The following is a 26,444-nucleotide window of genomic DNA, read 5'->3' as shown; positions in this document are numbered from 1 at the left end:
AAAATGCCTCCAAATGCAAGCGCAATTTGAAGGCATTTCGTAAGTTATTTATTTATTTATTACCGATTAGCATTAACTTTTCGATAATTTTATGCGATTAATCTTCCTCAAATGGGTCAAAATCGCGGCGCACGCGACGACGAGGACGCTCGGTACGCTCTTCGCGAGCAGAACGATACTCATCATAGTGATCGTCATCTGCAGCGTAGCGAAGATTGCGATCGGAGCCACGGCGAGTTTCCGAATTGCGTCGGCTATTGCGATCGTCTCGCTCTGCACGATCGTCACGATCTGCGCGATTGTCGCGATTGTCGCGCTCGTCACGCTCCTCGTAACGGTCATCGCGATGAGAAGATCTGCGCGGACGGTCATCAAAATCGCCGTCATCGTAACGATCGTCGCGCTCCGAACGATCTGCACGATCCGAACGACGATCATCTCGACGAGAATTGCGATCTTCGTAACGGTTGTCACGATCGGAATAGCGGCTGTCACGGCTGTCACGGTCGTCACGATCATCGCGATCATCACGCATGCGACGACGTGGACGATCATCTCTATCCGAACGATCACGGCTGTCGCGATCATCTCGACGGCCACGTCCACCGCGGTAATCATTACGAGAATCGCGATCGTCACGAGAACCGCGGCCACGATTTTCGCGAGGAGCTGGAGCAGAAGATTCTTGATCTTCAAAACCTGGTATTGCCAAGGAAATCTTGCCGCGCTCATCTACGCTTTGAACGATAACCTCAACATTATCGCCTTCCTTAAGCACATCTTCCACAGTGTCAATTCGCTCACCATTAGCCAAGTTACGAATTTGCGAAATGTGAAGCAAACCGTCAGTTCCAGGAGTCAAATTAACGAAAGCACCAAAGCTCGTAGTCTTCACAACCTTACCTGTGAAAGTTTCACCAGCCTTTGGAACGCGAGGATTTGCAATAGAATCAATGATTTCCTTTGCCTTCTGAGCAGCTTCGCCGCCTTCGGAAGCAATATAAACGGTACCATCATCTTCAATAGCAATCTCAGCACCAGTTTCCTCCTGAATTTGGTTAATCATCTTGCCCTTAGGGCCAATGACTTCGCCAATCTTATCAACAGGAATTGTGGTTGTAATAATGCGTGGAGCGAATGGGCTCATTTCTGCTGGGCAATCGATGCACTCGTTAATAACTTCAAGAATAGTTGCACGAGCTTCGTGAGCCTGCTGCAAAGCGGCAGCCAAAATGTCTGCAGGAATACCATCGAGCTTAGTGTCGAGCTGCAAAGCAGTAATGAACTCGGAAGTACCAGCAACCTTAAAGTCCATATCACCAAATGCATCTTCAGCACCGAGAATATCAGTCAAAGTCTTGAAGATATGCTTTCCATCAACATCTCCAGAAACCAAGCCCATAGCAATGCCAGCAACTGGAGCCTTCAAAGGAACGCCAGCAGCAAGAAGTGAAAGCGTAGAAGCACAAACGGAACCCATAGAAGTGGAACCGTTAGAACCAATAGCTTCAGAAACCTGACGAATAGCATATGGGAACTCTTCGCGGCCTGGCAAAACTGGAACCAAAGCCTTCTCTGCCAAAGCACCGTGGCCAATTTCGCGACGCTTTGGAGAGCCAACGCGGCCAGTTTCACCAGTGGAGTATGGAGGCATTTCGTAGTTGTGCATGTAGCGCTTAGTCTGTGGGCCAGAAAGCGCATCCACCTGCTGCTCCATCTTAAGCATGTTCAAAGTTGTTACGCCCAAAATCTGGGTTTCACCGCGCTGGAAGAGCGCAGAACCGTGAACGCGAGGCACAACATCAACTTCTGCAGAAAGTGTACGAATATCGCGCAAACCACGTCCATCAATTCGGTAATCTTCCGTCAAAATACGGCGACGAACAATTTGACGCTGCAATTCTTTAAACGCGTTGCCGAGTTCCTTTTCTTTCTCAGCTTCGTCCATATCAGTGAATTCTTCTGCGATTGCAGCACGCACGCCTTCCTTAATTTCAGCGATGCGATCTTGACGAGGAAGCTTTTCTGCAATAGAAAGAGCCTCATCCAAGTCTTTGTGTGCGATTTCGTCAATACGCGCGTAAAGTTCGTCCGTATATTCTGGGAAGAGCTGGAATTCCTTGGTTTCCTTAGCTGCAATGCGCTTCAACTCATTTTGAGCGTCGCAAATAACCTTAATAAATGGCTTTGCAGCTTCCAAACCACCGGCTACAACTTCCTCATCCGGCTTAGTTTGGCCTTCATTATAAATCAAATTCCAAGCGTTCTTGCCGGCGCCAGCCTCAATCATTGCAATAGCAACATCGCCGTTTTCAATCACTCGGCCAGCCACAACAATTTCGAACACTGCACGTTCGCGCTCACTCCAGCGTGGGAAAGCAACCCACTGGCCGTCAATCAAAGCCAAACGAACACCAGAAACTGGGCCTTCAAATGGCAAACCAGAAATCATAGTAGATGCAGAAGCCGCGTTCAAAGCGATTACATCGTAAGCATCGTCAGGATTAATAGACAAAATAGTTTCCACAACCTGCACTTCGTTACGAAGAGTGTGTGGGAACAGTGGGCGCAATGGGCGGTCGATAATTCGGCATGCCAATGTTGCTTCGTTAGAAGGACGTCCTTCACGGCGGAAGAACGAACCTGGAATCTTTCCAGCGGCATACATCTTCTCTTCCACATCAACAGTAAGTGGGAAGAAGTCGTAATTTTCCTTCGGACTAGATCCTGCAGTCGTCGTCGACAAAATCATGGAATCGTCATCCAAGTAGGCAGCAACAGCACCGTCTGCCTGTTGTGCGAGTCGACCAGTTTCAAAGCGCAGCGTGCGCTTACCAAATGAACCATTATCAATAACGGCTTCTACAGCCTTAATTTCGGGACCCTCCACGGGTTCCTCCTTTTCTTAACTTACCTAATCAACCAACATGCGTAATAACATTGGCGACTTCGCGTTGTTATTATCCCTAACGATTTTTCGCAATCCTTCACGCCAATATTTCGTAGTGTTTTTTGTTTCGGTTACTTCAATCATCCGTATTTAGTTATGCTTCAATCTTAAATTATTTTAATCTTAAATTATTCTTCAATCTTTAGTTATGATTCAATTTTAAATTATGCTTTCAATTATGTATATATAAATATATACAAAAGCCCGAGCTAAGCCCGGGCTAAAAGACTATCGGCGCAAGCCGAGTCGATCAATCAAAGAACGATAGCGATTGATGTCAACTCGCTTCAAGTAATCAAGAAGACGGCGACGGTCACCAACCATGAGCAACAAGCCGCGACGAGAATGATGATCGTGCTTATGCTCCTTCAAGTGCTCAGTGAGGTCAGAAATGCGCTTGCTAAGCAAAGCAACCTGCACTTCTGGGGAACCCGTGTCACCCTCGTGCGTCGCGTATTCGTTGATAATGTTCTTCTTATCTTCAGCCGTTAATGCCACGGCGTCCTCCTTAATATCACTGCGCGGTGCCACAACCTTCTGTTGTAGCGCTTGTGAATCCGCGGGCGTTACACGCCGAATTTCTATAATACAACCACTCGTCAACAAGTTGAACTACACATATGACATCTTTTAATCATATTCATAATTATGCGTCACATACATATCAGATATAGACAGTGAGTGATTAAGCAATTCATATTTTGCTTTTTCAATGTCGCTCGTCGCGTTCTTAAATTTAAAATAATCAAAAAGCATTGTGGTTATCAGCGGTACGCCTTCGTCCGACAGCTTATCTTGACAATCATTACATGAAAGTGGAGCAGATTCTTGTATATTAGGTTCATGGCCAGGAGATTTTTTATGAGCAATTTCCAACGATTCTGTAATTGACCCATCAATATCAAGAGCATAATCCAAATCGTAATATTGTTGATAGTACGATTCTTTTGCGCCATTTAACATATTAAAAACGCATAGCCATACAATGATGTACACTGCCACGCATCGCAATACGATATACCAGCGCTTATTGTCTCGATTACTGTGAAATAAACCAATATGTAATTTCATATACACCTATATCTAAAAATCTTTTAGTAAAGACTCTGCAAACCAACCCAACGAGTCTTCCCACCGTAATTTTTATTAGCCATTTTTACTGAAGTTGAAAAAGGCCAATCATGCCTATTCACAAACAATGCTTTTGCTATATCGCTTCATAATAAAGCCACTTTCTTTTAAAGAAGAGCATATACATCACTTGGTATAGCACTAGATACAATTATCGTCAACAAGTTGTTATTGTTAATCAAAATTTGCCGTGCAAATATTACATTGCGGTCATAAAGCCACCAAATATCACAACTATAATTGCCAAAACTTCAACAGCGTAAAACATAATAAAAGATGCCCAGCTGCGAGTTAGTACATTTAGACGCGATTTTTTAGGAATAATAACAAGCAAACCAACGAATAATACAGCAAAAACAGCCACAGCAAATCCTGCAGAAATAATGCCAAGATTAGCTGCGTTAGCAAGCCCGGAAGCAGGACCATAAACTACGTAAGTTGAATACCAAAAACTCATACTTAACATACACAATCCCGCAATAAGCTGTTCAAAAGCTAGGAATACCACAAAAATAAATCTCCAAACCCAGCTACTTGATTCAATTAAAGCCATTGCAAGACTTGTAAAAGCAGCAACTGTAATAACCCAGGAAATAAAAACTACTCCTTGAGCAGACAATCCTGCACAATGCGAAACAACCCACGACGTATATTGAACAGCAAGAGTGCGCCCAACCCAATACGGTAGAACAATTGCGAGCAATAATATTCCTAAATATATCCACCAACGCTTAGGATTCGCATGCTTACGCGAAAAATCGGCAATTGATAATTCTGTTTCAGGCAAATCTGAGCTTAAATACTCATCTGATACTTCTTTTACAGGCGCGTCATTTTTTGCGGACACATCATTTTTTGCAGGCGCAGCACTTTTTGCAGGCGCAGCACCTTCTGCCGGCGCAGCACTTTTAGAAGATGTTGGACGTCGTCTTACTTTTATTGGCGTAAAGCTTTTAGGACTCTCACTATGTTCATCGTTCAATGTCATAAGATAATTCTCCTGCCAATCTTTAGCATTCGCCCAATCCTTCGCAAGTTTAAGCACACCTGCGTAACAGTAATAATACTTTATCAATACTTTATTATTGTATTCAATAACTCGCGCAAGAAGTAGTGCACTTAACATGTTTGCCGTTTATACCGACTGCTAGTCTCATTGTAAAGGCATGTTTTGCATGCGTTTTGCTTAAAAAGCGGCGTTTAGTCGCAAAAAATACGACAGGATATCATGGGATTTATTCATTTTATTGTCAACTTACTTAAGGATCCACGCTCCGCTATTGCAAGTTGGATTGCGATGGGTACAGCTCCAGCATTAGGTCTTATTTTTCTAATTATTTTTATTGAAACAGGCGTAGTATTCTTCCCATTTTTGCCGGGAGATTCCTTGCTTTTTGCGGCTGGTTTCTTTGCAGCTCCCGATGCTCAAACCGGTCACAGCCCACTGCCTCTTCCACTGTTGCTTGCGGTTGTTTGGCTAGCGCCTATTATTGGCGATCAGTGCAACTACTTTATTGGCCATTTCTTCGGCCGCAAGATTGTAGAATCCGGTAAAGTTAAGGCGCTTACTCCAGAGCGAGTTGCTAAAACCGAAGCAATGATTGAAAAATGGGGTCCTTTAGCTGTATTTTTGGGCAGATTCTTCCCATTTATTCGCACGTTCATGCCGTTTATTTCCGGAGTATCTGGAATGCGCTGGGTTCGTTTTACACCATTTTCTATTCTTGGCGGAATTATATGGTCCTCACTTTTCACGCTTCTTGGATACTTCTTTGGAAAGATTGATTTCGTACAGAAGAATTTTGAATTAGTGATTGTTGCCATTTTACTTATTTCACTTGTTCCAACTTTTATTGGCTTATACAAGGCACACAAGGCAAAAAAGGCATCTAAATAGACTGTACTTACGACACTCATGCACACTGCACTATAAGAAATATTGTTTTTATACAAGATTTGTAGTACAGTGTGCAGAGTCGTAAGACAATATATTTTTTAATTTTGGGGCTATAGCTCAGTTGGTAGAGCGCTTCGTTCGCATCGAAGAGGTCGTGGTTTCGATTACCATTAGCTCCACGAAGCCCACTGCATTCATTCCACCGCAGTGGGCTTTTTTATTCGCTTAGCCCTATTGCGCACTTAATCATCTTCCTTACTACTTTTATGCTTTTTGTAGATTATTCCAGCTCCAAGCGCCACGCATAACAATGCCACAACGATTATTCCAACATACGCAAGCACTACTAGCAGATTTGACGAGCTTCTTCCACTTGTGTTTTTATCATTCAAATCGCTGCTCAAATCATCATTAGATACTCCATTAGAATCCGCTTTATTTGCATTATTTGTATTATTCGAATCTTGCACTTGAGAGCTTGCTACATCATCATTTTTATCGTCTTTTTTACCACCATTTTTCTTCTTTTCTAATGCAGAAATCTTTTTTAGACTGTGCGAAATCTGCACAACTTTCACATTGTTGTATCTTAACTCTGTTATATTTCCTGCATAATCCACAGCTTTTACAAGAACATCGTGTGCCTCACCATCAGGCTTCATTTTCAAAGACAGTACTGGCTTATTCGCCGACTTTCCTCGCCAAATATGCTTAGCTTTGCCGTCAACATTAAATGACACTAATTTCAAAGCCATATTATCTTTTGCACTAATTCTCACTAATTTTCCATCTTTTTCAGTTTTGTAAACTGAATTTTTACGAATATCAAATGCTGTTGCAAGAGGAGCAAGATGGTCTACAGTAAATCGCAAAGACGCAGAAGACGCACGTAGCACTCCGTTAGATTCACCTACTACTCGCTCGTTAGATGAATGATTACCTGCTTTATCTACAGAATTAATTAACACTCTGTAATTCGCATTATCCGCAAAATTACGTTGGAAAATAGTGTATGTTAAACGAGGCCAACCGCGATCTGTACTTACGGCTACAGAAAAATCGTTTTTACTTAGGTTTCTTTCAACACCGTCTTGCACAACGCTGACTTTTGCAGGATGCGCCAAAGCACTGGCATTAACTTCTTCAATACGAACATCTTTCGCATGCTGCAACTGTTTGTTGTTCATTGCAGCAGTTGAACTATCTAAGCTAAACGTTGATCCGGAGCTGTTAATAGAAAATTGCATACTTCCGTGAATCTCATGATTTACCACATCTTTTGCGCTCCACTGCAACTGATAAATATCGTCATCGCTTGGACCACTATAAAAAGCTTCGTACTGGACTTTTGCACTGTTATTACTAAATTTTGCAGAAGCTGGATTTACGTTCTGACCACCACGAATGCGACGCAACCAGCACTTTACACTTTTTGGATTCAAGTAATTATCACTAATAACAACAGTTGGTTTTACTTCACGAGAATAAGCTCCACCATTACTAACACCGGTAATCGAAACAGTTGGAATGTGAGTATCAATAACAAAATTGTCACTACGGGAAGAACTGAAATTGCCAGACAAATCTTGTGCAACATATTTGGCTTCCCAAGAAGCATCTTTATTAAACGAAATATCTGCATACCAAATGTTTGGATGCAAACTGTCGTTTTTAAACTGTTGAGCAGTTAGATTAATAACTTGTTTTCCGTTTGCTTTAACAGTTGCTATTGGCAAAGAGTCTCCAAGAAGATAAGAAAAAGCAAAAGACTCATCGTCTACTATTACCCTAGCTGAACGATTTGCCTTAAAATATTTACCTCCGTAAACGGTATTGTTGTCGTAAATAACCTTTAGCCGCGGCTCAGTATAATCAATAACCACGAAACGTGAAGAATCTAGCATATTGCTACTTTGCGTTGAATCCGAAATATTTACAGCTAAAGCAGGAATATTTAGTATTGGCTCTTGAAAATTCATTTTACTGGTAGAAGATTTTGCTACACGAGTAATACTAGATGCCTTATTTTCGTTCTTTTTATTTGCATTACTACCACCCCATATGCGATGCGGCGCAATTGCCACGGACGCAATTCGCACTGAAACGTCGCGCAAATCGTAAATTCCGCGACTTTTCAACTCAACTTTTACTACTCCTACCGGGATAGGGCGTAGTTGGTAGCGGAAATTAACTAAAGACGACAACACTTCTGTTTTAGCCAGCTCAGCTTTAGAATTAGCAACTTTGTACCGTCCAATATTTACATAAACTTTGTGAATACGCTTTATTGTTGACGCATCCATTCCGTCAACCGTAACAACTAGCAAAACTGGACGCTTAGTAAACATGTACTTAGCTTTAGAGCGAACTGTTCGCTGGTTTGGCATAACAGAAATATGTCGTATGTGCAAATTTCGATCAGTGTTGATATTCTGCGTTTTTACATGGTTTTCTGTTGTTACACTAATATTCTTTGTTTGAGCGTAGGAAGCATTAATCGGCAGCAATACTGCAACAATGCTCATAAAGAAAAATGCAGAGATGCAAACACCTGCAATAAATCTTGCTAAAGGTCTTTTAATAAGTTTATTAAAAGACATCTCTGCCTTCACCCACAAAGAATGTTTCGCCTTAGCAAACCCTTCTCGATTTTGCTGTTTCATATATTCCCCCTTTTGTTAATCCCTTATTTGTTTTATTTTGTTATTACTTTGCTGTTACTTTGTTCTACTTTTATTACCTTTTATTACTTAAATTATTTTTCTGAAAAAATTGAGTTGATTTCATCTTGAATTTGACGCACACTATCAAGCGCAGCTTTTTGCCTTTTTGCAACATCATCATTCGAAGCATGTGCCTGATCAAGAAGATTTTTCGCATCATCACATAACTGTTGAACTTCTTGCTTACTAAAACCACTTCCGCGCAACATCCGCATCCAAGAATGTAAGGATTGCAGCACCAATTCACCAGTATCAATGCGAAGTATGTTCACATTATTCTGCTTCGATATTTTTATAAGATTCAGCAAATAGTTCACATACTGTTTATACGTTTCTTCATTTGGAGCATCTGTACTAACATCAACAAGACGAGCGTAGCAATCAGAAATAGCAACATAAGCCTTAAACATACTTGCTTTATTACTTGCTTCCTTGTGTGCTTCGTGCACTTGATTTTTCACTAAATCGGATTTGAAAGTTGTCAATGCGTCAACAAACCAAGCCCTCGCCACTCGCATGCGCGAAAGCCTTTCCGTATTCACAACTTTTCCAGAAAATCCTGCAAAATAGTACCAATACGCTTTACCAATATCGCCAGAAATACTTGCCCAATCGTTGCTATTTGAACGCAGCTGATGATCATACTTACTTATTAAGCTCATAAAATCGCGCTCCTCAACCGCACTCCACTGCTGATCTGCAAGTTGCGAGCGCAGCAAAACGCGCAAAGGTCTAAAAGACATTTGCCGAACGTAATGCTTTTGCAACATACTATTTTGGATTTTCATAGCGCGCGAAATATAGCGTTTAGCAAAATCGGAGCTACTTTCACGTTCCGACATACGTATAAGAGAATCGTAATCTGCTTTATTTTTCTTTATTAATTTCAGGCGACTTATTTTCGCTTCTGCGCTTAAAGTTTTGTTCGTAGGCTTAACCGCTGCATTGCTGCTAAAAATAGGCAGGCAGTTGAATAATACGACCACAAAAAATAGCAGCAATGCAGATAAGCCTGCAGTTTTTACAGGAGTGCTAATCTGCAGGCTACGCTTTCGTCTCTTTATAGAAGATTCTCGACTTTTTCGCCTGCTAATAACAGAATTTTTATTATTTAATGAACTTCTACTGCTGCTTAATCCGCATGACTCTAGCGCAGAAAGCATCTCTTCGCAATCTTTATACCTGTGCGAAGGGTTAGAAGTAGTTGCCAGTGCAATAACAGATACTAGATTCTCAAACAATTCGCGATTTTCGCTACTTACAGTTACAGCTTGCAGACCTGCTTTAGAAGCATCGCTAGGAAATAACGCGTATCTCAATGTCATTCCAAGAGAATAAACGTCACTAGCAGGAGTTATTTCCTCACTACCATCTAAAACTTCAGGCGCTGAAAAACGTGGAGTTGCAAAACGCAAATCTGATTTCTCAAAACCTCTCATACTAGCAGATTGAAAATCAACAGCTCCTTCGCGAGTATACAATTTGCTTGCGGCACCAAAGTCAATTAGACGAACTGTTCCGTCTTGCGAAATAATAACGTTTGAAGGTTTAAGATCACCATAAATAATTGGAGGATAATGCGAGTGCAAGTAAGCTAAAACCGAGCATAATTGCACTCCCCAGTTTTTAACCGTTGCAGGGTTTTGTAAACCTTCTTCGTCAACAATTGATTTAAGAGAACGTCCTTTTACATAATCTCGTACGGCATAAGCTCGACCATTTTCTTCAAAAAAATCGACGATTCTAGGTATTGCAGGGTGATCGCACTCTTTTAATACATCAACTTCAGCACGTAAAGATTGGACTATATTTTTGCGATACGATTCGTCACCTTGAAGCAAGGTTTCTTTTACAGCCCACTGTTTGTGCAGCACGGTATCAACCGCAAGAAATACGGTTGAAGTACCACCGCAACCCAGCTCTCCTAGTAACTGGTATCGCCCTCCTACACAAACCATCGTTAAGCCTCGCAATCTAAATAATGTAAATTGCTCGGCAAAATTTGGTTAATTTACTGAGCAATTAAATTACAATTGCGACTACTGTATCGATAATTTCGTGCATAAAAAAGCTTTTTTACCTATTGTGGTTAAAAGCTTAGAATCCTACAAAATACTTGGATTAATTAGTCAATATCCGCGCCAAGTGCAAGAAGTTTTCCGCGAAAATCAGCGTAACCACGATCAATTAGCGAAATACCACGAACATTAGATGGACCTTTAGCAGTAAGAGCTGCAATCAAATGACTAAAACCGCCTCGCAAATCCGGAACGTCAATATCTTGACCGGTTAAAGGAGTAGGTCCAAAAATCACGGCAGAATGCTTGTAATTGCGCTGCTGGAAGCGGCAAGGAAGAGAACCCAGGCACTCACGATACAGCTGAACCATAGCACCCATTTGAACAAGAGGCTTAGTGAAACCAAAACGATTCTCGTAAACCGTTTCATGCACAATACTCAAGCCCTTCGCCTGAGTAAGCGCAACAACAAGCGGCTGCTGCCAATCCGTCATAAAACCAGGATGCACGTCGGTTTCAATAGCAACAGGATGCAAATCTCCACCCGGATGCCAGAATCTAATACCTTTATCCGTAACGTCGAATTGTCCGCCAACTTTACGGAACACGTTTAAGAAAGTCATCATTTCCGGCTGAGTTGCGCCCTTAATAAACACGTCTCCGTGAGTAGCAAGAGCCGCCGAAGCCCAAGAAGCAGCTTCAATTCGATCGGTTAGTGAAGTATGCGTATAGCCTTGTAATTCTTTTACGCCTTCAATTCGGAAAGTACGGTCAACGTCTACAGAAATAATCGCACCCATTTTTTGCAAAACAGCTACCAAATCCATAATTTCAGGCTCAATTGCAGCACCCGAAAGCTCAGTTCGACCTTCTGCAAGAACTGCTGCAAGTAAAGTCTGCTCCGTTGCTCCAACAGAAGGATACGGCAGATGAATTTTAGTGCCGTGCAAACCGTTAGGCGCAGTAATATGAATGCCATCCTCATGATCTTTATCTACATTTGCACCAAGCTTTCGCAAGGTTTCAAGATGGAAATCAATTGGGCGACCGCCAATATTACAGCCTCCAAGCGCTGGAATAAACGCTTCTCCAAGACGATGAAGAAGAGGACCAGAGAAAAGAATAGGAATACGCGAAGAGCCGGAAAGAGTATCGACGTCTGCAACATCTGCGAGCTGCACTTTTGTTGCGTCGATTGTAACGATTCCTTCCGGACCATTTACGTCTACAGAAACACCATGCAAACGCAATAAATCTGAAACAACATGCACGTCACGAATTTCTGGAACATTTTTAAGCACAGACTTTCCAGGTGCTAAAAGAGCAGCAACCATTGCCTTGCTTACAAAATTCTTCGCACCACGCACTTTAATAGTGCCATTAAGCGGCTTACCACCTTCTACATGCAACACGTCTGCAGCATCAATGCCACTATTGTTGTTCTGTTCAGCCGTATTATGTGCGGACACGTTTACCTCTTTCGTTCGCGCTAAAAAACTATTAACTATCATACCGGCATACTTGCCAACGCGCTCAGATATATTGCTTAATAAAATACTAACTCCGCTAAACTCGCATTTTAATGGGTTTGATGCTGACGCCATCTGCGAATTAACTTAGTTAGCAATGATGGTTTTCGCAATAAATCAACCTCAGGTAAATCATGCTCAGATTCTGCGGTAAGACCATACGTATAAGCCTTTTTAGTTGATGGTTTGCCAACAAGATTGCCAAATTCTAGCATTTGCGTGCGCGGTTCAAATGGGTGACGAATATCAAATTCAAGCAAACGCACACCACGCTTTGCAGGCTCCGGGCCGTATGAACTAAATCCACAAGTAGGAGTTGCAATAAGAAGCATATTCTTTTCAGGCTCTTTACCAGCAAAAGCATTTAGATGATCGTGACCAGCAACAACAGCAAACGCGCCAACTTTAGCTAAAAGCGCAAACTCGCCGCTGTCAACATCTGGGCAACTAATACCCTCGCCCAAATAGCCGTCCGGAAGAACACGATTCTCGTCAAGAGCGTAGTAACGTCCAGAAAAAGTACGATACCCTTCAATTGCGCTTTCTTGTGCAGCAGAATCTTTAGAAACCTCACGAAGAACACGATAATACTGTTGCAACGGAAAATGCTGAAACACGCAGAAACGAGGCGGCAAAGAATCCGGAAGCTTTTCTACAAAATTAAGAGCCTTTTTAGAAGGCTGGCCGTAGCCGCCCGATTGAGAATAATCTCCTGAATCTATTAAAACAATTGAAAAAACAACATTTTCTTGACTTTCGTCCATAACTGGAAGAGCGAAAGTACCAGGCTCACAAGGCAATATAATCTGCTTGTGTAAAATACAATTCGTTGACTGCATTGCGCTTGATGAAGACGTATAGTTAGAAACACGATTCATGCAGCAAGAAAATTCACGATACAGTGAGTCAAGCTCCTCGTTACTTAATCCACACTGAAAATCATGATTACCATATGTTACAACCCATGGAATTTTGCGCTTTTCTAATGGTTCAACTAAGCGAGATATTCCGTTTTTAACCTGCTGAAGTAGCTGCTTCCTATCACAGTCAGGCATATTTTCAGACTTCTGCCAACGTCTGCGCGTAAAAGTGCTTGAAAAAACTTTTTCGTAGCCAGCAATCTGATTACCTGTAAACACAACCAAATCGGGACGCACGGCGCTGCAAGCAGATTCAATTAGTCGAATAGTATCCGACGACACTTTAGGAACATCTTGAACATCTGCACATTGAAGTACGCGAAACTTACCAGAAAGATGGAACTGTAAGCGTCCCAATCGCGCTGAAATTGATAAAGGAAGCTCTGCGTTTGCAGTAACTTCAGATTGTGCAGAATCACTCATACTTTAAGCATACGGCAGATACGAAACGACTCACTAAATTTTTTGCAGTGTTTTCAAAAATTCGCTAATTCTTGTAAAAATCTGTTTGCTTGCAAAATGATTGAGATTCGCAAAACTCGTTGATCCAACGAAAAAACAGGTGCAAACTGGTGAAGAATGGGTAGAAATCAGCAAAAATCAGCAAAATAGTTACAAATTCACAGGAAACTTACAGGCAATCGCATTATTGCACTCAGCATAATGTGTTTATTATAGATACATCAAAAGGAAAACGAACTACAAACAAGTAGTTACGAAACCTTAAAGAACTTAACCTCTCTTCTTCTCTTTTCTCTAACCCCGGTCACGCGCCGGGGTTTTTGATTTTTGGACTGCCAAAAGCAATACAATCGTGGTAATCGACCAAAACTACTCAATCGTGAGTAGTTTATGCCGCGCGATGACAAAATACGCAGAGATGCAGATAGATAACAAAAAAGCCCTCGTTCTACGAGAGCTATTCGCTGGGGTACCTGGACTCGAACCAAGAATGGATGAACCAGAATCACCTGTGTTGCCAATTACACCATACCCCAATTGGCAGGCTTCGCGGCTCTTGGAACCGTTCCGTCTTCGTACCCCCGACCGGATTTGAACCGGTGTTGGCGCCGTGAGAGGGCGTAGTCCTAGGCCGCTAGACGACGGGGGCTTTCATTTATCGCTACGCCTCTTGACGCAACAAATAGCGACTTTACAACATAAAGCAAATACATGCAACCGCGGCGTGTCGAAAATATATTAAAACATAAAACAAATAAAAAGGCGGAAACGTAGCAATAGTGCCACACTCCCGCCTTATTAAAATTTTATTTGCGATTATAAATTATTTGTGATTTACAAATGCTCACGCAATCCAGCCAAACGCGCCAGAGTCACGTCTTTGCCCACAATTTCCATGGACTCAAACAGTGGAGGCGAAACGCGACGGCCAGAAAGAGCAACTCGCACAGGGCCAAACGCCAAGCGCGGCTTGTAATCAGCTTCCTCAACAAGCTTCTTGTTCAAAAGCTCATGCAAGGAATCAGTATGCCAATCAGAAGCATCAACGTCCTTCAAGGCAGCGAGCGCAGCGTCAAGAACCTCGCCTGCAGATTCCTTCAACTGCTTACGAGCGTCGTCATCTGGAGCAATGTAGCCATCTTCACTAAGAAGGCTTCCAACCATTCCAGCAACCTCACCAAGCAAACGCACGCGAGGCTGCACGAGTGGAGCTGCAGCAGTTAGCACTTCACGTTCGCGGTCAGTTAAGGCATCCCAATTATCCGCACTAACTACGCCATCCTTATGCAAGTATGGCACGGAACGGTTCAAGAAATCTTGCGGATCGAGCATACGAATATGCTCAGCGTTAATCGAAATTGCTTTATCCAAGTCAAAGTGTGCAGGATTTGCTTTAACGTCTCGCACATCAAACTTTTCAATCATTTCGTCCATAGTGAACACGTCACGATCAGGCGCAATCGACCAGCCAAGCAAAGCCAAGTAGTTCAGCAAGCCTTCTGGAATAAAGCCGTTATCTCTATGCAAGAACAAGTTGGACTCTGGATCTCGCTTAGAAAGCTTCTTCTTACCTTCGCCCATAACGTAAGGCATGTGTCCGTAAAGCGGAGTTTCCTTAGCAATACCCATTTCCATAAGGTAACGGTAAAGCACAATCTGGCGAGGTGTGGAGCTAAGAATATCCTCACCGCGCAAAACCACGTTCACGTCCATTAACGCGTCGTCAACAGGGTTCGTAAGCGTGTAAAGCGGATCGCCATTCGGGCGCACAATCACATAATCTGGAACAGAACCAGCCTTAAAAGTGATTTCGCCACGAATTAAATCGTTAAAAGTAATGTCTTCATTTGGCATCTTCAAACGAAGCGCAGGCTTACGGCCTTCGTCGCGGAAAGCTTGCTTCTGCTCTTCAGTAAGATTGCGATCGTAGCCATCGTAGCCAAACTCAGCTGGACGACCAGCAGCAATATTACGCTCCTTAATTTCTTCAGGAGTAGAGAAGGATTCGTAAGCGTATCCTGCTTCAAAAAGCTTTTTTGCTACGTCTTTATAAATCTCCATGCGCTGGGACTGGCGGTATGGGCCGTTATCTCCACCAACATCAATACCCTCGTCCCAATCAATATTTAGCCAACGAAGAGCCTCAATAATCTGCTGGTAGCTTTCCTCACTATCGCGCTCATTATCGGTATCTTCAATACGGAACAGCAATTTGCCGTGAGTATGGCGAGCCTCTGCCCAATTAAACAGCGCGGTACGAACCATACCAACGTGAGGTGTGCCGGTTGGCGAAGGGCAAAAACGCACACGAACATTCTTTGGAAGTTCAGGCTTTTCGGATTTTGCTGCAACTTGCGCAGCGTTTTGAGTTTCCTCTGTATCAGTCATAAGTTCCATTGTGCCGCGCGTTACGGACGGATTACATCAGTCCAAAGCTTGCGTAGATTCCTTATTTCCTTCTACATGCGCAAATTTTGCTGCTAACGCTTCGCGAGACTTTCTATCGTCCTCTTCTTTTGCAAGCTTCTTCGCAACTTCTGGATCCCACAACACATCTTCACGATGCTTTTGCCATTCAGCAGCTAACAAAGGCGACGCAAAATTAATTAAAGCGCTAATACTATTTTCGTTACTTTCGTTACTTTCGTTGCAATCTACTTGCGAATTGCGCACGTAATCAACAAGCTCGCACCACTGAGTATCTTTAAACATCATGCGAGGCACTCCAGCACACTCGCATACTTCGTTAATATAAAGGAAAATCGGTAAAGTTTCTTTAATATCACTAGTTTTTGAAACTAGCTTGATAAGAATACACAAAACCAGAATAATTTTTTGCGACTCTACAGATTCCATGTATTCAGAAGATTGCTTTTTTGCGTATTCGATAGCGTTTTGCAAATCTTCAGCAACCCAATTTCCTTGCACTCCCAGCGTATCTGCAGCGCTATTAATTGCATCAGCATCCGCAGAAGAGTGAGAGGCAAGTTTATTAAAAATAGTTTCTATATTATTGACGTTATTATTGACGTCGTTTTCTAAAATTTCCGCTTCCGCTTCATCGTAATTAGGCTCGTAGCACGAATCCATTTCATCGTAGGCGTCCGCAGCCGCGAGCAAAGCGTCAACAATTTCTTGAGGTCTGCCCGGAATTTCATCCGCACCTTCGTACACAAATTCAGCATCCGGCACAGTAACGTCAAGATTCGTAAGCATTCGCGCTATTGCTCGCATTGAGCGCACTTCCAGATTTTCCGCGTATTTTGCGTCGTTATCTAAGTGTCGCGCTTCTGTTAACGGCCACAATGCGGTCAAATTTGCGGCAGATTGAGCTGCGTTCTTTAGATTTTCCGCGCTTTCATTTTTTGCGGTTTCAACTTCCGCGCTTTCAAAAGAATCTACCATCGAACGTCCCTTTACCTTCATCGCTTACTTACAATTCCTTTATATTACTTAACGTTTGCTGCAGGATCTACATACGTAATAGAAAGTACGCGCAAAGTCTTGCAATCGTAAGTAATAGAAGTAATTGACGCCAACGCCGTGTGGCGAAGAAGCATATTGTGCTCAGCATGGCCAGTTTCCAGCAGATGGCGGTAAGACCAAATCGGCGACTCATGCGTTACAGCCACAATTTGCTCGCCAGGATGCTTACGAACCTGCTCGCGCGCAAAATCACCAACACGAGTAGCAATACTGCGGTAGCTTTCTCCCCAACTTGGCTTCCACAAATTCGCAACAAGCTTCCAATTATTGTTTTTCCACAATGCACCTTCACCATAGCCGATGCGTTTTCCGCGGAAATTATTACCAGCTTCAATCAAGCGCTTATCTAAAATAATGTCGCTTTCATGAGATTGCACAGAAGATTGCACAGAAGATTGCGCAGAATCCTCACCGCAGTGCGCTTTTACATAGCAAGAATCAGGAACAGCACGCAAAGCATCCTCGATTTCGCGCGCTGTTTCGCGAGTGCGATCAAGAGGAGACGAGTAGATTGCGCTAATCCCACGCATTTGCGGCACAGTTGCAATATATTGCGCAGTAGCTCTTGCCATTCGCACGCCTCGCACAGAAAGATGGAATCCCGGCAGACGCTCGTACAGCACATGATTCGGATTATCAACTTCCCCGTGACGCACAAAATGAATTGTTGTAGCCGGCATTACTAACTCCTACTTTTACTTCCAACCTTTTGGCGTATGATTCAGCGACCACTCACCCAACTTATGCGCAAAAGTATTGTCTTTAGCGGCATCATAACCAGGTTTTTGCGACTTTGTATCGTCTAAAAGCCACTTTCTAATAACAAAATTCCATATAGCTACAACTACTGTTGCAATAAGCTTGCCAATGTTTGTGCGAAGCATGTAAATTGCAGTGCCGCGCAAAGTTTGTGCCATTCCAAAAGTGCTAGCCCAAATAATCGCGTCGTTAATAAGCAAGCCAATAACCGCGGAAATAACGAAAATCAGCAATTCCAGCCAACGAGCCATGTCTTCGCGGTGCTTAAACACGTATTTCATGCTGGCAATGTAGTTAAAAATAAGCGAAATAATAAACGAAATAGTGCCTGCAGCAACATTATTTAAGTGCACAAGAAGCAACAAATTCAGAAGCGCAACATCAATAATAAGCGCGATAATTCCTACAATTCCGAATTTAACAACCTGTTCAATAAGCTTTTTCATATATTCCATTAAACACGCGACGGCTAACAATTAACATATAATTGTTACGTAATAAAACTTACTAAATTTAGCAAGGGAGCAATTATGCCAGTTATTCATACTCATGTTTCCGTAAGCACAACACCTGCCCAGCGCGACGCATTAAAAGCTGCTTACGGCAAGGCGATTAACGCAGTTCCAGGCAAAAGTGAGCATTGGCTTATGTGCCCGTTCGAAGATAATATGCCGATTTATTTTGCAGGAGACGATTCCAAACCTGCAGCTTACGTTGAAGTGAACGTTTTTGGCTCTAGCGTGCCTGGTTCGGCTTGGGAAAAGTTAACTGAGCAAATTATGGCGGCTTTGGAGAGCGAGCTTGGAGTGCCACAAGACCGCACTTACATTCGTTACACTGCAACCACCGACTGGGGTTGGAACGGCGGCAACTTCTAGGTAAAAACTGCAAAATATATTAAAGCCAATTACTTCTTAGTAGGAGCTGCCCCAACAGATTCACGCACGATGAGGGCAGTTCCTAGTTTTTTATGCGAAACAGGCAAAGCTTCTTCATTAAAACGTATTTGATCAATCAAACTTTCTGCAGCCAAACGTCCTTTCGAAGTAATTGGCTGATGAACCGTAGTTAATCTAGGCGTGCAAATTGTAGACAAAGGCAAATCATCATAACCAGTAATAGAAAGATCTTCAGGAACGCGTAATCCTTGCGCTTGAGCTGCTCCAAGCACGCCTAGCGCAATAATGTCACTAAACGACACAATCGCAGTAGGCCTACATTCAATATCAATGTCATTCCACATTTTGTTGAAAACATCAGCCCCACCCTGATATGTGCAAGGCGTTTCTATAACGGTAATCTCTTTATCTTCCGGCGATAAGTTGTGCTTTCTAAGCGCACGCACAACACTTGCCATGCGTCTACCAACTATTCCTTGCCATCCCGGATAATCAGTATGCGATTTCGTTTCAATTGCTGCAATACCAATATTCCTATGACCTAAATCAATAAGTCGATCTACTAAATCTTCAAAATCATGCTCGTCGTCGACTTCTACAGTTGGAACGTTAATAGGTTGAGCAGGATCAACAATCACTACAGGAACATGCTTATTCAAAATTTCAACAACTTCTGCACGCTCAGCTTCCAAGCCGCAAATTATAAAACCGCTTACTGCAGCTGTAGGAATAGCTTTTAACATTGAACCTCTTAATGGAGGGACAAGCATCAAAGTGTAGCCTTCCGACTGGCAAACCTGCCCAATGCCTTGAATCAAAAGTGAATAATAAGGATTTTGCAAAATCGTATCAATACCTTGCGGAAGCAACAAGCCCAAAGCATTCGAAGAATTTGTACGCAACGCTCTAGCTGTTGCACTTCGCACATATCCCATTTCTTCAGCAGTTTGCATAATATGCTCAACCGTCGCCTCAGACAGTTTTGACGGATCATTATATGCAAAAGATACTGCAGACTTGGAAACATTAGCTTTCTTTGCAACATCTTTAATAGTCACTCTACGAACATTCATAGCTTCCCCACTGCTTCACCTTCATACATTATGATGGATTTTTCTCCCATACGGTATTGATTACCTATTATACTTGGCACACCAAATAGCGCACGATCCATACGCACTGGCAAATCATCACAATTGATGTAAGCTCCAGATCCGCGATGCACTAAGCATAAGCACGCACGCCCTGAAGGCAAAGTACGCGTAACACACACAGTATGTTTACCTAAAGCAGCTACATGCTGCCTGCCATATTGGAGAGCAGCATTTTCTCTACGCAGACGCATTAATTTGCAAACTGTTTTACGAACAGATAAATTCCAAGCATTCTCATCCCAAATCATAGGAGCACGACAACCCGGATCATTTTCTCCTTCCATGCCATTTTCATCGCCGTAATACACCATAGGAGCTCCATCAGCAGCAAATAGCAGAACGTAAGCTAAATTCTCAGCGTCTTCAGCAGGTGTATCCCAAGCATATTCATGAGCCTTTGTGCGCGTAAGCAAGCGCTCAGTATCATGACTACCAAGCAAATTCAACATACAAGAGCGATGCTCTTCCGGAATATCGTTATACAAAGCATTCATGCCATCTGCAAAATCATAAGCATCCAAAGTTTCATCAGCGCAAAAACCTAGGACTAAATCACGAACAGTATAATTCATGGTTCCATCCATAAGTTCAGGAGTAAGCCATTGAGAAGGGTTACGCCATTCTTCAGCTACTAAGTATTTATCATCTCCAAAAGATTTCACTATATTATGGAAACCTTTCCAAAATGTTTTATTTACGAAATATGGAACATCTAAACGCCAACCATCAATACCACGATTCAACCAATATTTAGCAACGTTATAGTGATGTCTACGAACTTCTGGATTATATACATTCCATTTTGGCAAATAGTAGCAACCTGAACATGTTTTATAATTCGGTTCCGGATGAGACACTACAGGAAATCCCTCTACCGAAAACCAATTAACATATTGCGATTGTTCGCCATTACGCACAACATCTTGGAAAGCCCAGTGGCCTATTCCACAATGATTGAATACACCATCTAAAACTACACGAATCTGCAATTCATGAGCGCGCTTAATAAATTCATCAAAATCTGCGTCATTCCCAAGTCGAGAATCAATTTTGAAATAATCAGTAGCGTCATAGCGATGATTCGTATCTGCTTGGAAAATTGGAGTGAGGTATAAAGCATTGACACCCATATCCGCAAGATATGACAGATGCTCCCCAATCCCTTTCAAATCACCACCGAAAAAATTATCTCTAGTTGGAGATTTATCCCATGATTCTACAGGATTAGGGTTGATAGAAGCATTTGCATTTGCGAAACGCTCCGGAAAAATCTGATAAAATACACTTGATTTTACCCACTCAGGTTGCATGACTTGTTCCTAACAAATAATTAATTTTACAAATTACGAAAGTTTTATCACTTCTTCAATCTTTAAGACCCGTAGAAGCTATTCCTCGTTCAAGAGCTTTTTGGAAGAAGAAGAAAATAATAATTGATGGCAAAGTTGACGTCAAAGTTCCAGCCATTAAATAGTTCCATGAAGTACCATAACGTCCAACAAAACCGCTTAATCCGATTTGAATAGTACGCATTTCTTCTGCATTTGTAACCAGCAGAGGCCACAAGAAATCATTCCATGCAAATAGGAATGAGAATACACCAAGAGTTGCAAGAGCAGGCTTAGAAAGCGGCAGAATAACTTTAATAAAAATACCAAGACTTGAACATCCATCAATTCGTGCAGCTTCATCCAACTCACGCGGGATAGTAGTAAAATGCTGTCGCAGCAAAATAATGCCGAATACATCAGCCAAACGTGGAACTGTTAAGGCTGCCATAGTATCAATCCAACGCAACTGAGCGATAATACCGTACATAGGTATAACTGTTACGAAGGCTGGAACCATGAAAGCAGAAAGTAGCAGCACGAATAATATTTTCTTTCCAGGAAACTCTAATCGCGCAAAAGCAAAAGCTGCCATAGCATCAAACGCAAGGTGACCAATTACAATAATTGCCGACATAATCAAGCTATTAATATAATAGTTTGCAAATGGAGCGCTTTGCCAAGCATGCAAATAATTTTCCCAATGCCATGATGTTGGAATTACTGATTGAACAGCATACGTTTCGGCTTTTGTTTGCAACGAGGTTGTAAACATCCACATAAATGGAATAAGTACCGAAGCTGCACCAATAATGAGCACAATATGTCGAGCAAGATGCAATGAACGCAATCTCGTAAAGACTTTACTTATTTTCTGCATTGCTTACCTTCCATTGCACAAGAGTTACGATAAGTACCAATACCAGCGACGCTATTGCGATTGCTGTGCCATAACCAAAATTGCCTAACCTAAATGCTTGACGATACATAAACATTCCTAGTACGTCAGTGCCCCCTCGAGGACCACCTTCAGTAAACACGTAAATTAAATCAAATGATTGGAAACTACTAATCAGCGCTTGCACAACCACGAAGAATGTCATTGGTCTTAACAGAGGAACTGTAATATAACGCAGCTGTTGCCAGCTCGTAGCACCATCAAGACTTGCAGCTTCATAAGTTGACTTAGAAAGAGATTGCAAAGCAGTCAAATATAGAATGATATTAAAACCGAGGTTCTTCCAAACCGTAAGAAATATAGTAGCAAATAATGCTAGCCACTTATCGTGGAGCCAGTCGGGTCCTGCAATGCCTAGGGATGAGAGTACAGAATTTACAAGACCCGATGGATCCAACATATATTTCCACACAATTGCTACAGCCACCGAGGAGGTAACGACAGGAAGGAAATATATGGTGCGATACAATCCGCGAGCGCGAATTGGCGCATCTAGTAATACCGCAAAAATCAAGCCGGAAACAACCGATAACACAGCTACGCCAAACGCATATATAACAGTCACAGTTAGACTATTCCAAAATTCTGGATCTTGAGATAGTTTTACATAATTCTTCAATCCAATAAAATCTGGATTTGCAGAAAAACCGTTCCAGTTCGTTAAGCTCGTGTACGCTGCAGAAACAATTGGATAAAAAGTGAAGATGACGAGAATCACTAATCCCGGAAGCAACAATCCCCATGCTGTGAGAATTTGCTCCCATTTTCCTACAGTTTTACGACCATTTCGCATCAGCTTACTACTGCCACTTTTTACGTTGTCAATAGCATCTGTCTGCTTATTTTTTAGCTGTGTTATCGGGTTACGCATGATTACTTACCTTGCGCTATTACGTCGTTGACTGCTTTTTCTGCATTCTTTAATGCAGTATCAACATTTACTTCGCCAGAAAATGCTTTTTCCATTTCCTTTGCGAATGCCAACGAAATCTGTGGATATAGTTTGGTGTTCGGGCGAGTATGAGCAGTTGCCATTTGTTCAATGTATGGCAGCAAGCGAGGCTCTTTCTTCTCAACCCAAGAACGATACTCTGCGTTGCTAGCTGCACTCTTTGTTGCAGGCAGGAAGCCGGTAGATTCACACCAATCAAGAACTTGTTTATCTTGCAAGAACCAAGTCACAAATTCAGCAGCGGCTTTTACTTTTGCATCATCATTATTAAATAGCATTGCCTGTTCTCCGCCAAGGTTGGTAGATGGCTTACCACCTTCAGGGGTTGGCAATGGCGCTGCAGCAAAATCAAACGGCGGATCAGCAGCCCAAATACCTACCATCCATGAACCTTCCTGCGCAGAACCACCTTGACCTTTTTCAAACTTGCCCCATCCAGCATATGGGCTCACTCCACTTTTAATAAGATCCATCCAGAAGTTTGCAGCTTTCTTACCTGCAGGAGTGTTAAATGCTGCAGCAGAGTTATCTTTCTTTAAGAATTCGCCACCAGCTTGCCAAAGATTGACTTGGAAGTTCCAGGTAAGAGCCTCACCGCTGTCTCCTGCTTCAGTTGGCAAATCGTAACCTGGAAGACCAGTCTTATCTTTAATCTGCTTGGCCATTTGCTTTAATTCATCCCAAGTTTTTGGCGGCTTATCTGGATCTAAACCAGCCTTCTTAAATACTGTGCGATTGTACATGTACGCAAGATTATTGGCTGACATTGGAACTGATACTAAATGACCGTCAATTGAACCGAAATTCTTCAATGCTGGGTTAATATTATCAATTACTTCAGGCTTGAGAAGCTTTTTTAAGTCTGCAGATTTGCCAATTTGCGCCATTTGAGGCATCCAAATCAAATCACCTATGGCCATATCAGGCAAAGTATTTGACGTAGCAGATGCACGTAATTTTGTTAAGAAATCAGCATTAGGAACATTTGTAGTTTTAATCTCAATGTTCTTGTGCGAAGCATTAAATGCTTTTACTTTTTTATCGAAAGCATCTGCATTAGCACCATCCCAGTAGTGCCAAACAGAAACGGTTGTTTTACCTTGAGTATTACTTGTAGAGCTTGTGCCGCCACCGCATGCAGTAAGAGACAGCGCAGCAGCGAGCATCATAGAGATTGCTCCAAACTTTTTTAGTTTCAACATCGTTGTTCTTCCTTAGAAATATTTAGAGAAACTTAAAGGTTCTTGGACATACCGCCCAATGAATCATTTGATATATAGCAACGCCAGACTTATGCTGCAAACAGCGTCGTTTACTCCTTTCACTCATGAACAACCACTTTTGCTAATGCCTCAACATCGAGCATTAGACGCGTGCCTTTTGTATCTTGCTTTACTGGCTAAGCGAGAATTACTTTAGATTGCACATTATTTTGTTCGTTATTGAAATATACTAAATCGTTCCAATAAATAAGTCAAGTGCGCGTTTTAACAAAAATCGCCATATCCTGTTACGTAAAATACGCATCAAAATATGGCGATTACTATGACTATCTATACACGCTACAAAACTTTAGGATTGCTCACTAAAATTAGGTTCATCAACGTTCGACTTAGCGAAGTCAGCAGGATCGTTAAACTCAGCATTGCTTGAAGAATAATCATCGTCGCTAGCAACGCTGCCTTCAAGATCTGGGCCAGAAGCTGCACGAGCCACTTCTTCCATGCCTTTGTTGTCACATAAAACCATGCGCACATAGCCAACAACAAATCCAACAACAGCTGGGCAAACCCAAGCCATGCCAAATTCCGAGAACGGCAACCAGTTTTGAGCAACAATCAACATATCGTTCATATGCAATGCGTTGCGCAAAGCTGTTGGCGAACTATTCAAAAAGTCAAATACAGCTGCAACGCCAGTAAAACCAAGTGTCCAAGCGTACACGACTTTGGAATTTCCAAAAAGTCGACCGCACAAAGCCAAAAGAATAAGCACGATTGACAGTGGATACAAGAACATTAATACTGGAACAGCGTATTCGATGATTGCGCTCAAACCAAAGTTTGCAAGGCCGAACGAAACAAGCGTAATCAACACAGCCCAAACACGGTAGCTAGGGCCCTTAGGGAATAACTTAGAGAAGGTTTCCGAGCAGCTTACGATTAAGCCAACCGCAGTCTTTAAGCATGCAAGAGTTACAGTTGCAGCAAGCACGAATAAGCCAACGTTACCAAGATGGTAGCGTGCAACTTGCGCCAAAGTTACGCCACCGTTTTCCGCAGGTGGGAACAGCGCGCGGCTACGCACGCCAACAACAACAATCGCAACATAAATCACTGCCATAAGCAAGCAGCTAAAGAATCCAGAACGAGCAGTATTCACTGCCACATCTTTAGGATCCTTTACACCAAATTGGCGAATAGTACTAACAACCACAATTCCAAATGCCAAGCTAGCTAAAGCATCCATTGTGTTGTAGCCATCTAAGAATCCTGTAAAGAATGACTTATTAACGTAATTTCCCATAGGAGCAGCATCCGCAGAAGCGCCACTTACAGGAGAAAATAGTGCTGTAAATACCAAAATCGCTAGGAACACAAGGAAGATTGGCGTAAGAACTTTACCAACCCACGTAAGTATGCCGCTTGGCTTCATAGCAAAGAAGAACGCAAGCGCAAAGAACACTACTGAGAACAAGAATAAGTAAAGCTGACCGTTTCCATCTTGCGGAACAACGCGCTCTAAGCCAACAGTGTATGAAGTTGTTGCGCAGCGTGGGATTGCAAAGAATGGGCCGATTGTTAAATACAGCACACAAGTGAAGAACATGCCGTACTTTTTGCTAGCTTTGCTTGAAAGCTCAAAAAGACCGTTTGCGCGGCTCATTGCGAGTGCTGTAACGCCAAGCAATGGCAAGCCAACGCCAGTAACAATAAATCCTAATGCTGCAGGCGCAGAATTAGTGCCTGCATTAGCTCCAAGAAACACAGGGAAAATCAGATTTCCTGCGCCAAAGAACATGCCAAACAACATGACCGCCACGTATGCGGATTCAATAATTGTCAGGTTCCTTTTTTTCGGGGCACTGTCTGTGCTGACACTTTGTGTTGTGACGCTCATGCTTACACCTCCTATATGGTGAAAAATTGTTTAAGCATATTATTCAGCCAAATCCCTGACTTTCTTGTGGATTTAAAGCGAAAATAATATTAGGGGGTATCTTAATAAATCACATGTACTTAATCGGCATAAATTTACAATCTCGCGCGTGTCTTCTT

The 26,444-nt window shown here is 42.4% G+C and carries 20 protein-coding genes and 3 tRNA genes; 3 read left to right on the top strand and 20 right to left on the bottom strand.

All coding sequences use genetic code 11. The features are described from left to right. Window positions 1-97: 97 nt before the first annotated feature. The 4 genes from HXT33_RS00860 to HXT33_RS00845 all read right to left on the bottom strand — a co-directional run bounded on the left by HXT33_RS00860 (window position 98) and on the right by HXT33_RS00845 (window position 5,069). The gene (locus HXT33_RS00860) at window positions 98-2,890 is read right to left on the bottom strand and encodes a polyribonucleotide nucleotidyltransferase (protein WP_421787153.1); all 2,793 of its coding nucleotides are present in this window, start codon (window positions 2,888-2,890) and stop codon (window positions 98-100) included. Window positions 2,891-3,178: 288 nt separating this feature from the next. Then, window positions 3,179-3,448: a 30S ribosomal protein S15 gene (rpsO, locus tag HXT33_RS00855; protein WP_004135787.1), complete on the bottom strand. Its 270-nt coding sequence runs from the start codon at window positions 3,446-3,448 to the stop codon at window positions 3,179-3,181. Window positions 3,449-3,580: 132 nt separating this feature from the next. Then, entirely contained in the window at window positions 3,581-4,021 is a 441-nt protein-coding gene (locus HXT33_RS00850; RefSeq protein WP_421787151.1) for a hypothetical protein, read from the bottom strand. 259 nt (window positions 4,022-4,280) lie between these two features. Further along, entirely contained in the window at window positions 4,281-5,069 is a 789-nt protein-coding gene (locus tag HXT33_RS00845) for a hydrolase (protein ID WP_165844179.1), read from the bottom strand. Window positions 5,070-5,309: 240 nt separating this feature from the next. Here HXT33_RS00845 and HXT33_RS00840 point away from each other — a divergent pair, with 240 nt between their 5' ends. Together HXT33_RS00840 and HXT33_RS00835 are read left to right on the top strand one after the other, a co-directional pair. After that, a complete protein-coding gene (locus tag HXT33_RS00840) occupies window positions 5,310-5,978 on the top strand; it encodes a DedA family protein (RefSeq protein WP_308581913.1) in 669 nt (222 codons plus the stop codon). Between the two features lie 106 nt (window positions 5,979-6,084). Then, a tRNA-Ala gene (locus tag HXT33_RS00835) sits at window positions 6,085-6,157 on the top strand. A 63-nt stretch (window positions 6,158-6,220) separates the two neighbouring features. Here the strand turns inward: HXT33_RS00835 and HXT33_RS00830 are convergent. The 10 genes from HXT33_RS00830 to HXT33_RS00785 all read right to left on the bottom strand — a co-directional run bounded on the left by HXT33_RS00830 (window position 6,221) and on the right by HXT33_RS00785 (window position 18,321). After that, window positions 6,221-8,641 (bottom strand): hypothetical protein, encoded by a 2,421-nt coding sequence (locus HXT33_RS00830; protein WP_421787148.1) that lies wholly within the window; start codon window positions 8,639-8,641, stop codon window positions 6,221-6,223. A gap of 92 nt (window positions 8,642-8,733) precedes the next feature. Further along, window positions 8,734-10,659, bottom strand: coding sequence for a serine/threonine protein kinase (locus tag HXT33_RS00825; protein ID WP_421787146.1), 1,926 nt, complete (start codon window positions 10,657-10,659; stop codon window positions 8,734-8,736). A 167-nt stretch (window positions 10,660-10,826) separates the two neighbouring features. Then, a complete protein-coding gene (gene murA / locus HXT33_RS00820; protein WP_050543282.1) occupies window positions 10,827-12,188 on the bottom strand; it encodes a UDP-N-acetylglucosamine 1-carboxyvinyltransferase in 1,362 nt (453 codons plus the stop codon). A gap of 110 nt (window positions 12,189-12,298) precedes the next feature. Continuing rightward, complete coding sequence (locus HXT33_RS00815) at window positions 12,299-13,591, bottom strand: metallophosphoesterase (RefSeq protein WP_004129597.1); 1,293 nt, start codon at window positions 13,589-13,591, stop codon at window positions 12,299-12,301. Between the two features lie 503 nt (window positions 13,592-14,094). Further along, window positions 14,095-14,166, bottom strand: a tRNA-Gln gene (locus HXT33_RS00810). A 40-nt stretch (window positions 14,167-14,206) separates the two neighbouring features. Next, window positions 14,207-14,279: transfer RNA gene (locus HXT33_RS00805), tRNA-Glu, on the bottom strand. Window positions 14,280-14,464: 185 nt separating this feature from the next. Then, window positions 14,465-16,027, bottom strand: a complete 1,563-nt coding sequence (gltX, locus tag HXT33_RS00800; RefSeq protein ID WP_004135799.1) for a glutamate--tRNA ligase — start codon at window positions 16,025-16,027, stop codon at window positions 14,465-14,467. A 27-nt stretch (window positions 16,028-16,054) separates the two neighbouring features. Continuing rightward, window positions 16,055-17,035, bottom strand: coding sequence for a hypothetical protein (locus HXT33_RS00795; RefSeq protein WP_421787144.1), 981 nt, complete (start codon window positions 17,033-17,035; stop codon window positions 16,055-16,057). Window positions 17,036-17,079: 44 nt separating this feature from the next. Then, window positions 17,080-17,796, bottom strand: coding sequence for a histidine phosphatase family protein (locus HXT33_RS00790; RefSeq protein ID WP_421787142.1), 717 nt, complete (start codon window positions 17,794-17,796; stop codon window positions 17,080-17,082). A 15-nt stretch (window positions 17,797-17,811) separates the two neighbouring features. After that, a complete protein-coding gene (locus HXT33_RS00785; RefSeq protein WP_419389024.1) occupies window positions 17,812-18,321 on the bottom strand; it encodes a GtrA family protein in 510 nt (169 codons plus the stop codon). An 84-nt stretch (window positions 18,322-18,405) separates the two neighbouring features. Between HXT33_RS00785 and HXT33_RS00780 the strand changes: the two genes are divergently transcribed. After that, a complete protein-coding gene (locus HXT33_RS00780; RefSeq protein WP_419389004.1) occupies window positions 18,406-18,753 on the top strand; it encodes a phenylpyruvate tautomerase MIF-related protein in 348 nt (115 codons plus the stop codon). 29 nt (window positions 18,754-18,782) lie between these two features. Here HXT33_RS00780 and HXT33_RS00775 read toward each other — a convergent pair whose 3' ends face one another. From HXT33_RS00775 to brnQ, 6 genes are all read right to left on the bottom strand, one after another. Then, window positions 18,783-19,847, bottom strand: coding sequence for a LacI family DNA-binding transcriptional regulator (locus HXT33_RS00775; protein ID WP_004134179.1), 1,065 nt, complete (start codon window positions 19,845-19,847; stop codon window positions 18,783-18,785). Further along, a complete protein-coding gene (locus HXT33_RS00770; protein WP_419389003.1) occupies window positions 19,844-21,238 on the bottom strand; it encodes a glycoside hydrolase family 13 protein in 1,395 nt (464 codons plus the stop codon). The genes HXT33_RS00775 and HXT33_RS00770 overlap by 4 nt, the downstream gene beginning before the upstream one ends. A gap of 55 nt (window positions 21,239-21,293) precedes the next feature. After that, window positions 21,294-22,136, bottom strand: a complete 843-nt coding sequence (locus HXT33_RS00765; RefSeq protein ID WP_004135807.1) for a carbohydrate ABC transporter permease — start codon at window positions 22,134-22,136, stop codon at window positions 21,294-21,296. Further along, complete coding sequence (locus HXT33_RS00760; RefSeq protein ID WP_116794367.1) at window positions 22,120-23,085, bottom strand: carbohydrate ABC transporter permease; 966 nt, start codon at window positions 23,083-23,085, stop codon at window positions 22,120-22,122. Before HXT33_RS00760 ends, HXT33_RS00765 begins: the two co-directional genes overlap by 17 nt. 2 nt (window positions 23,086-23,087) lie before the next feature. Continuing rightward, a complete protein-coding gene (locus tag HXT33_RS00755; RefSeq protein ID WP_004135811.1) occupies window positions 23,088-24,368 on the bottom strand; it encodes an ABC transporter substrate-binding protein in 1,281 nt (426 codons plus the stop codon). A gap of 370 nt (window positions 24,369-24,738) precedes the next feature. Continuing rightward, the gene (gene brnQ / locus HXT33_RS00750; protein ID WP_421787139.1) at window positions 24,739-26,286 is read right to left on the bottom strand and encodes a branched-chain amino acid transport system II carrier protein; all 1,548 of its coding nucleotides are present in this window, start codon (window positions 26,284-26,286) and stop codon (window positions 24,739-24,741) included. Window positions 26,287-26,444: the final 158 nt, after the last annotated feature.

Source organism: Gardnerella sp. DNF00753, assembly GCF_049244275.1.
Lineage (GTDB): Bacteria > Actinomycetota > Actinomycetes > Actinomycetales > Bifidobacteriaceae > Bifidobacterium > Bifidobacterium greenwoodii.
The sequence above is the reverse complement of the archived record's forward strand: the minus strand, read 5'-3'. Positions and strand labels throughout refer to the sequence as shown.

Bases quoted from the DNA above. Each gene is read 5' to 3' on its own strand.
- HXT33_RS00845 (WP_165844179.1), bottom strand. From the start codon at position 5,069: ATGACATTGAACGATGAACATAGTGAGAGTCCTAAAAGCTTTACGCCA.
- HXT33_RS00765 (WP_004135807.1), bottom strand. From the start codon at position 22,136: ATGCAGAAAATAAGTAAAGTCTTTACGAGATTGCGTTCATTGCATCTT.
- HXT33_RS00830 (WP_421787148.1), bottom strand. From the start codon at position 8,641: ATGAAACAGCAAAATCGAGAAGGGTTTGCTAAGGCGAAACATTCTTTG.
- HXT33_RS00785 (WP_419389024.1), bottom strand. From the start codon at position 18,321: ATGAAAAAGCTTATTGAACAGGTTGTTAAATTCGGAATTGTAGGAATT.
- HXT33_RS00850 (WP_421787151.1), bottom strand. From the start codon at position 4,021: ATGAAATTACATATTGGTTTATTTCACAGTAATCGAGACAATAAGCGC.
- HXT33_RS00770 (WP_419389003.1), bottom strand. From the start codon at position 21,238: ATGCAACCTGAGTGGGTAAAATCAAGTGTATTTTATCAGATTTTTCCG.
- HXT33_RS00815 (WP_004129597.1), bottom strand. From the start codon at position 13,591: ATGAGTGATTCTGCACAATCTGAAGTTACTGCAAACGCAGAGCTTCCT.
- HXT33_RS00825 (WP_421787146.1), bottom strand. From the start codon at position 10,659: ATGGTTTGTGTAGGAGGGCGATACCAGTTACTAGGAGAGCTGGGTTGC.
- HXT33_RS00790 (WP_421787142.1), bottom strand. From the start codon at position 17,796: ATGCCGGCTACAACAATTCATTTTGTGCGTCACGGGGAAGTTGATAAT.
- HXT33_RS00780 (WP_419389004.1), top strand. From the start codon at position 18,406: ATGCCAGTTATTCATACTCATGTTTCCGTAAGCACAACACCTGCCCAG.
- HXT33_RS00755 (WP_004135811.1), bottom strand. From the start codon at position 24,368: ATGTTGAAACTAAAAAAGTTTGGAGCAATCTCTATGATGCTCGCTGCT.
- HXT33_RS00795 (WP_421787144.1), bottom strand. From the start codon at position 17,035: ATGGTAGATTCTTTTGAAAGCGCGGAAGTTGAAACCGCAAAAAATGAA.
- brnQ (WP_421787139.1), bottom strand. From the start codon at position 26,286: ATGAGCGTCACAACACAAAGTGTCAGCACAGACAGTGCCCCGAAAAAA.
- HXT33_RS00840 (WP_308581913.1), top strand. From the start codon at position 5,310: ATGGGATTTATTCATTTTATTGTCAACTTACTTAAGGATCCACGCTCC.
- HXT33_RS00760 (WP_116794367.1), bottom strand. From the start codon at position 23,085: ATGCGTAACCCGATAACACAGCTAAAAAATAAGCAGACAGATGCTATT.
- gltX (WP_004135799.1), bottom strand. From the start codon at position 16,027: ATGGAACTTATGACTGATACAGAGGAAACTCAAAACGCTGCGCAAGTT.
- HXT33_RS00775 (WP_004134179.1), bottom strand. From the start codon at position 19,847: ATGAATGTTCGTAGAGTGACTATTAAAGATGTTGCAAAGAAAGCTAAT.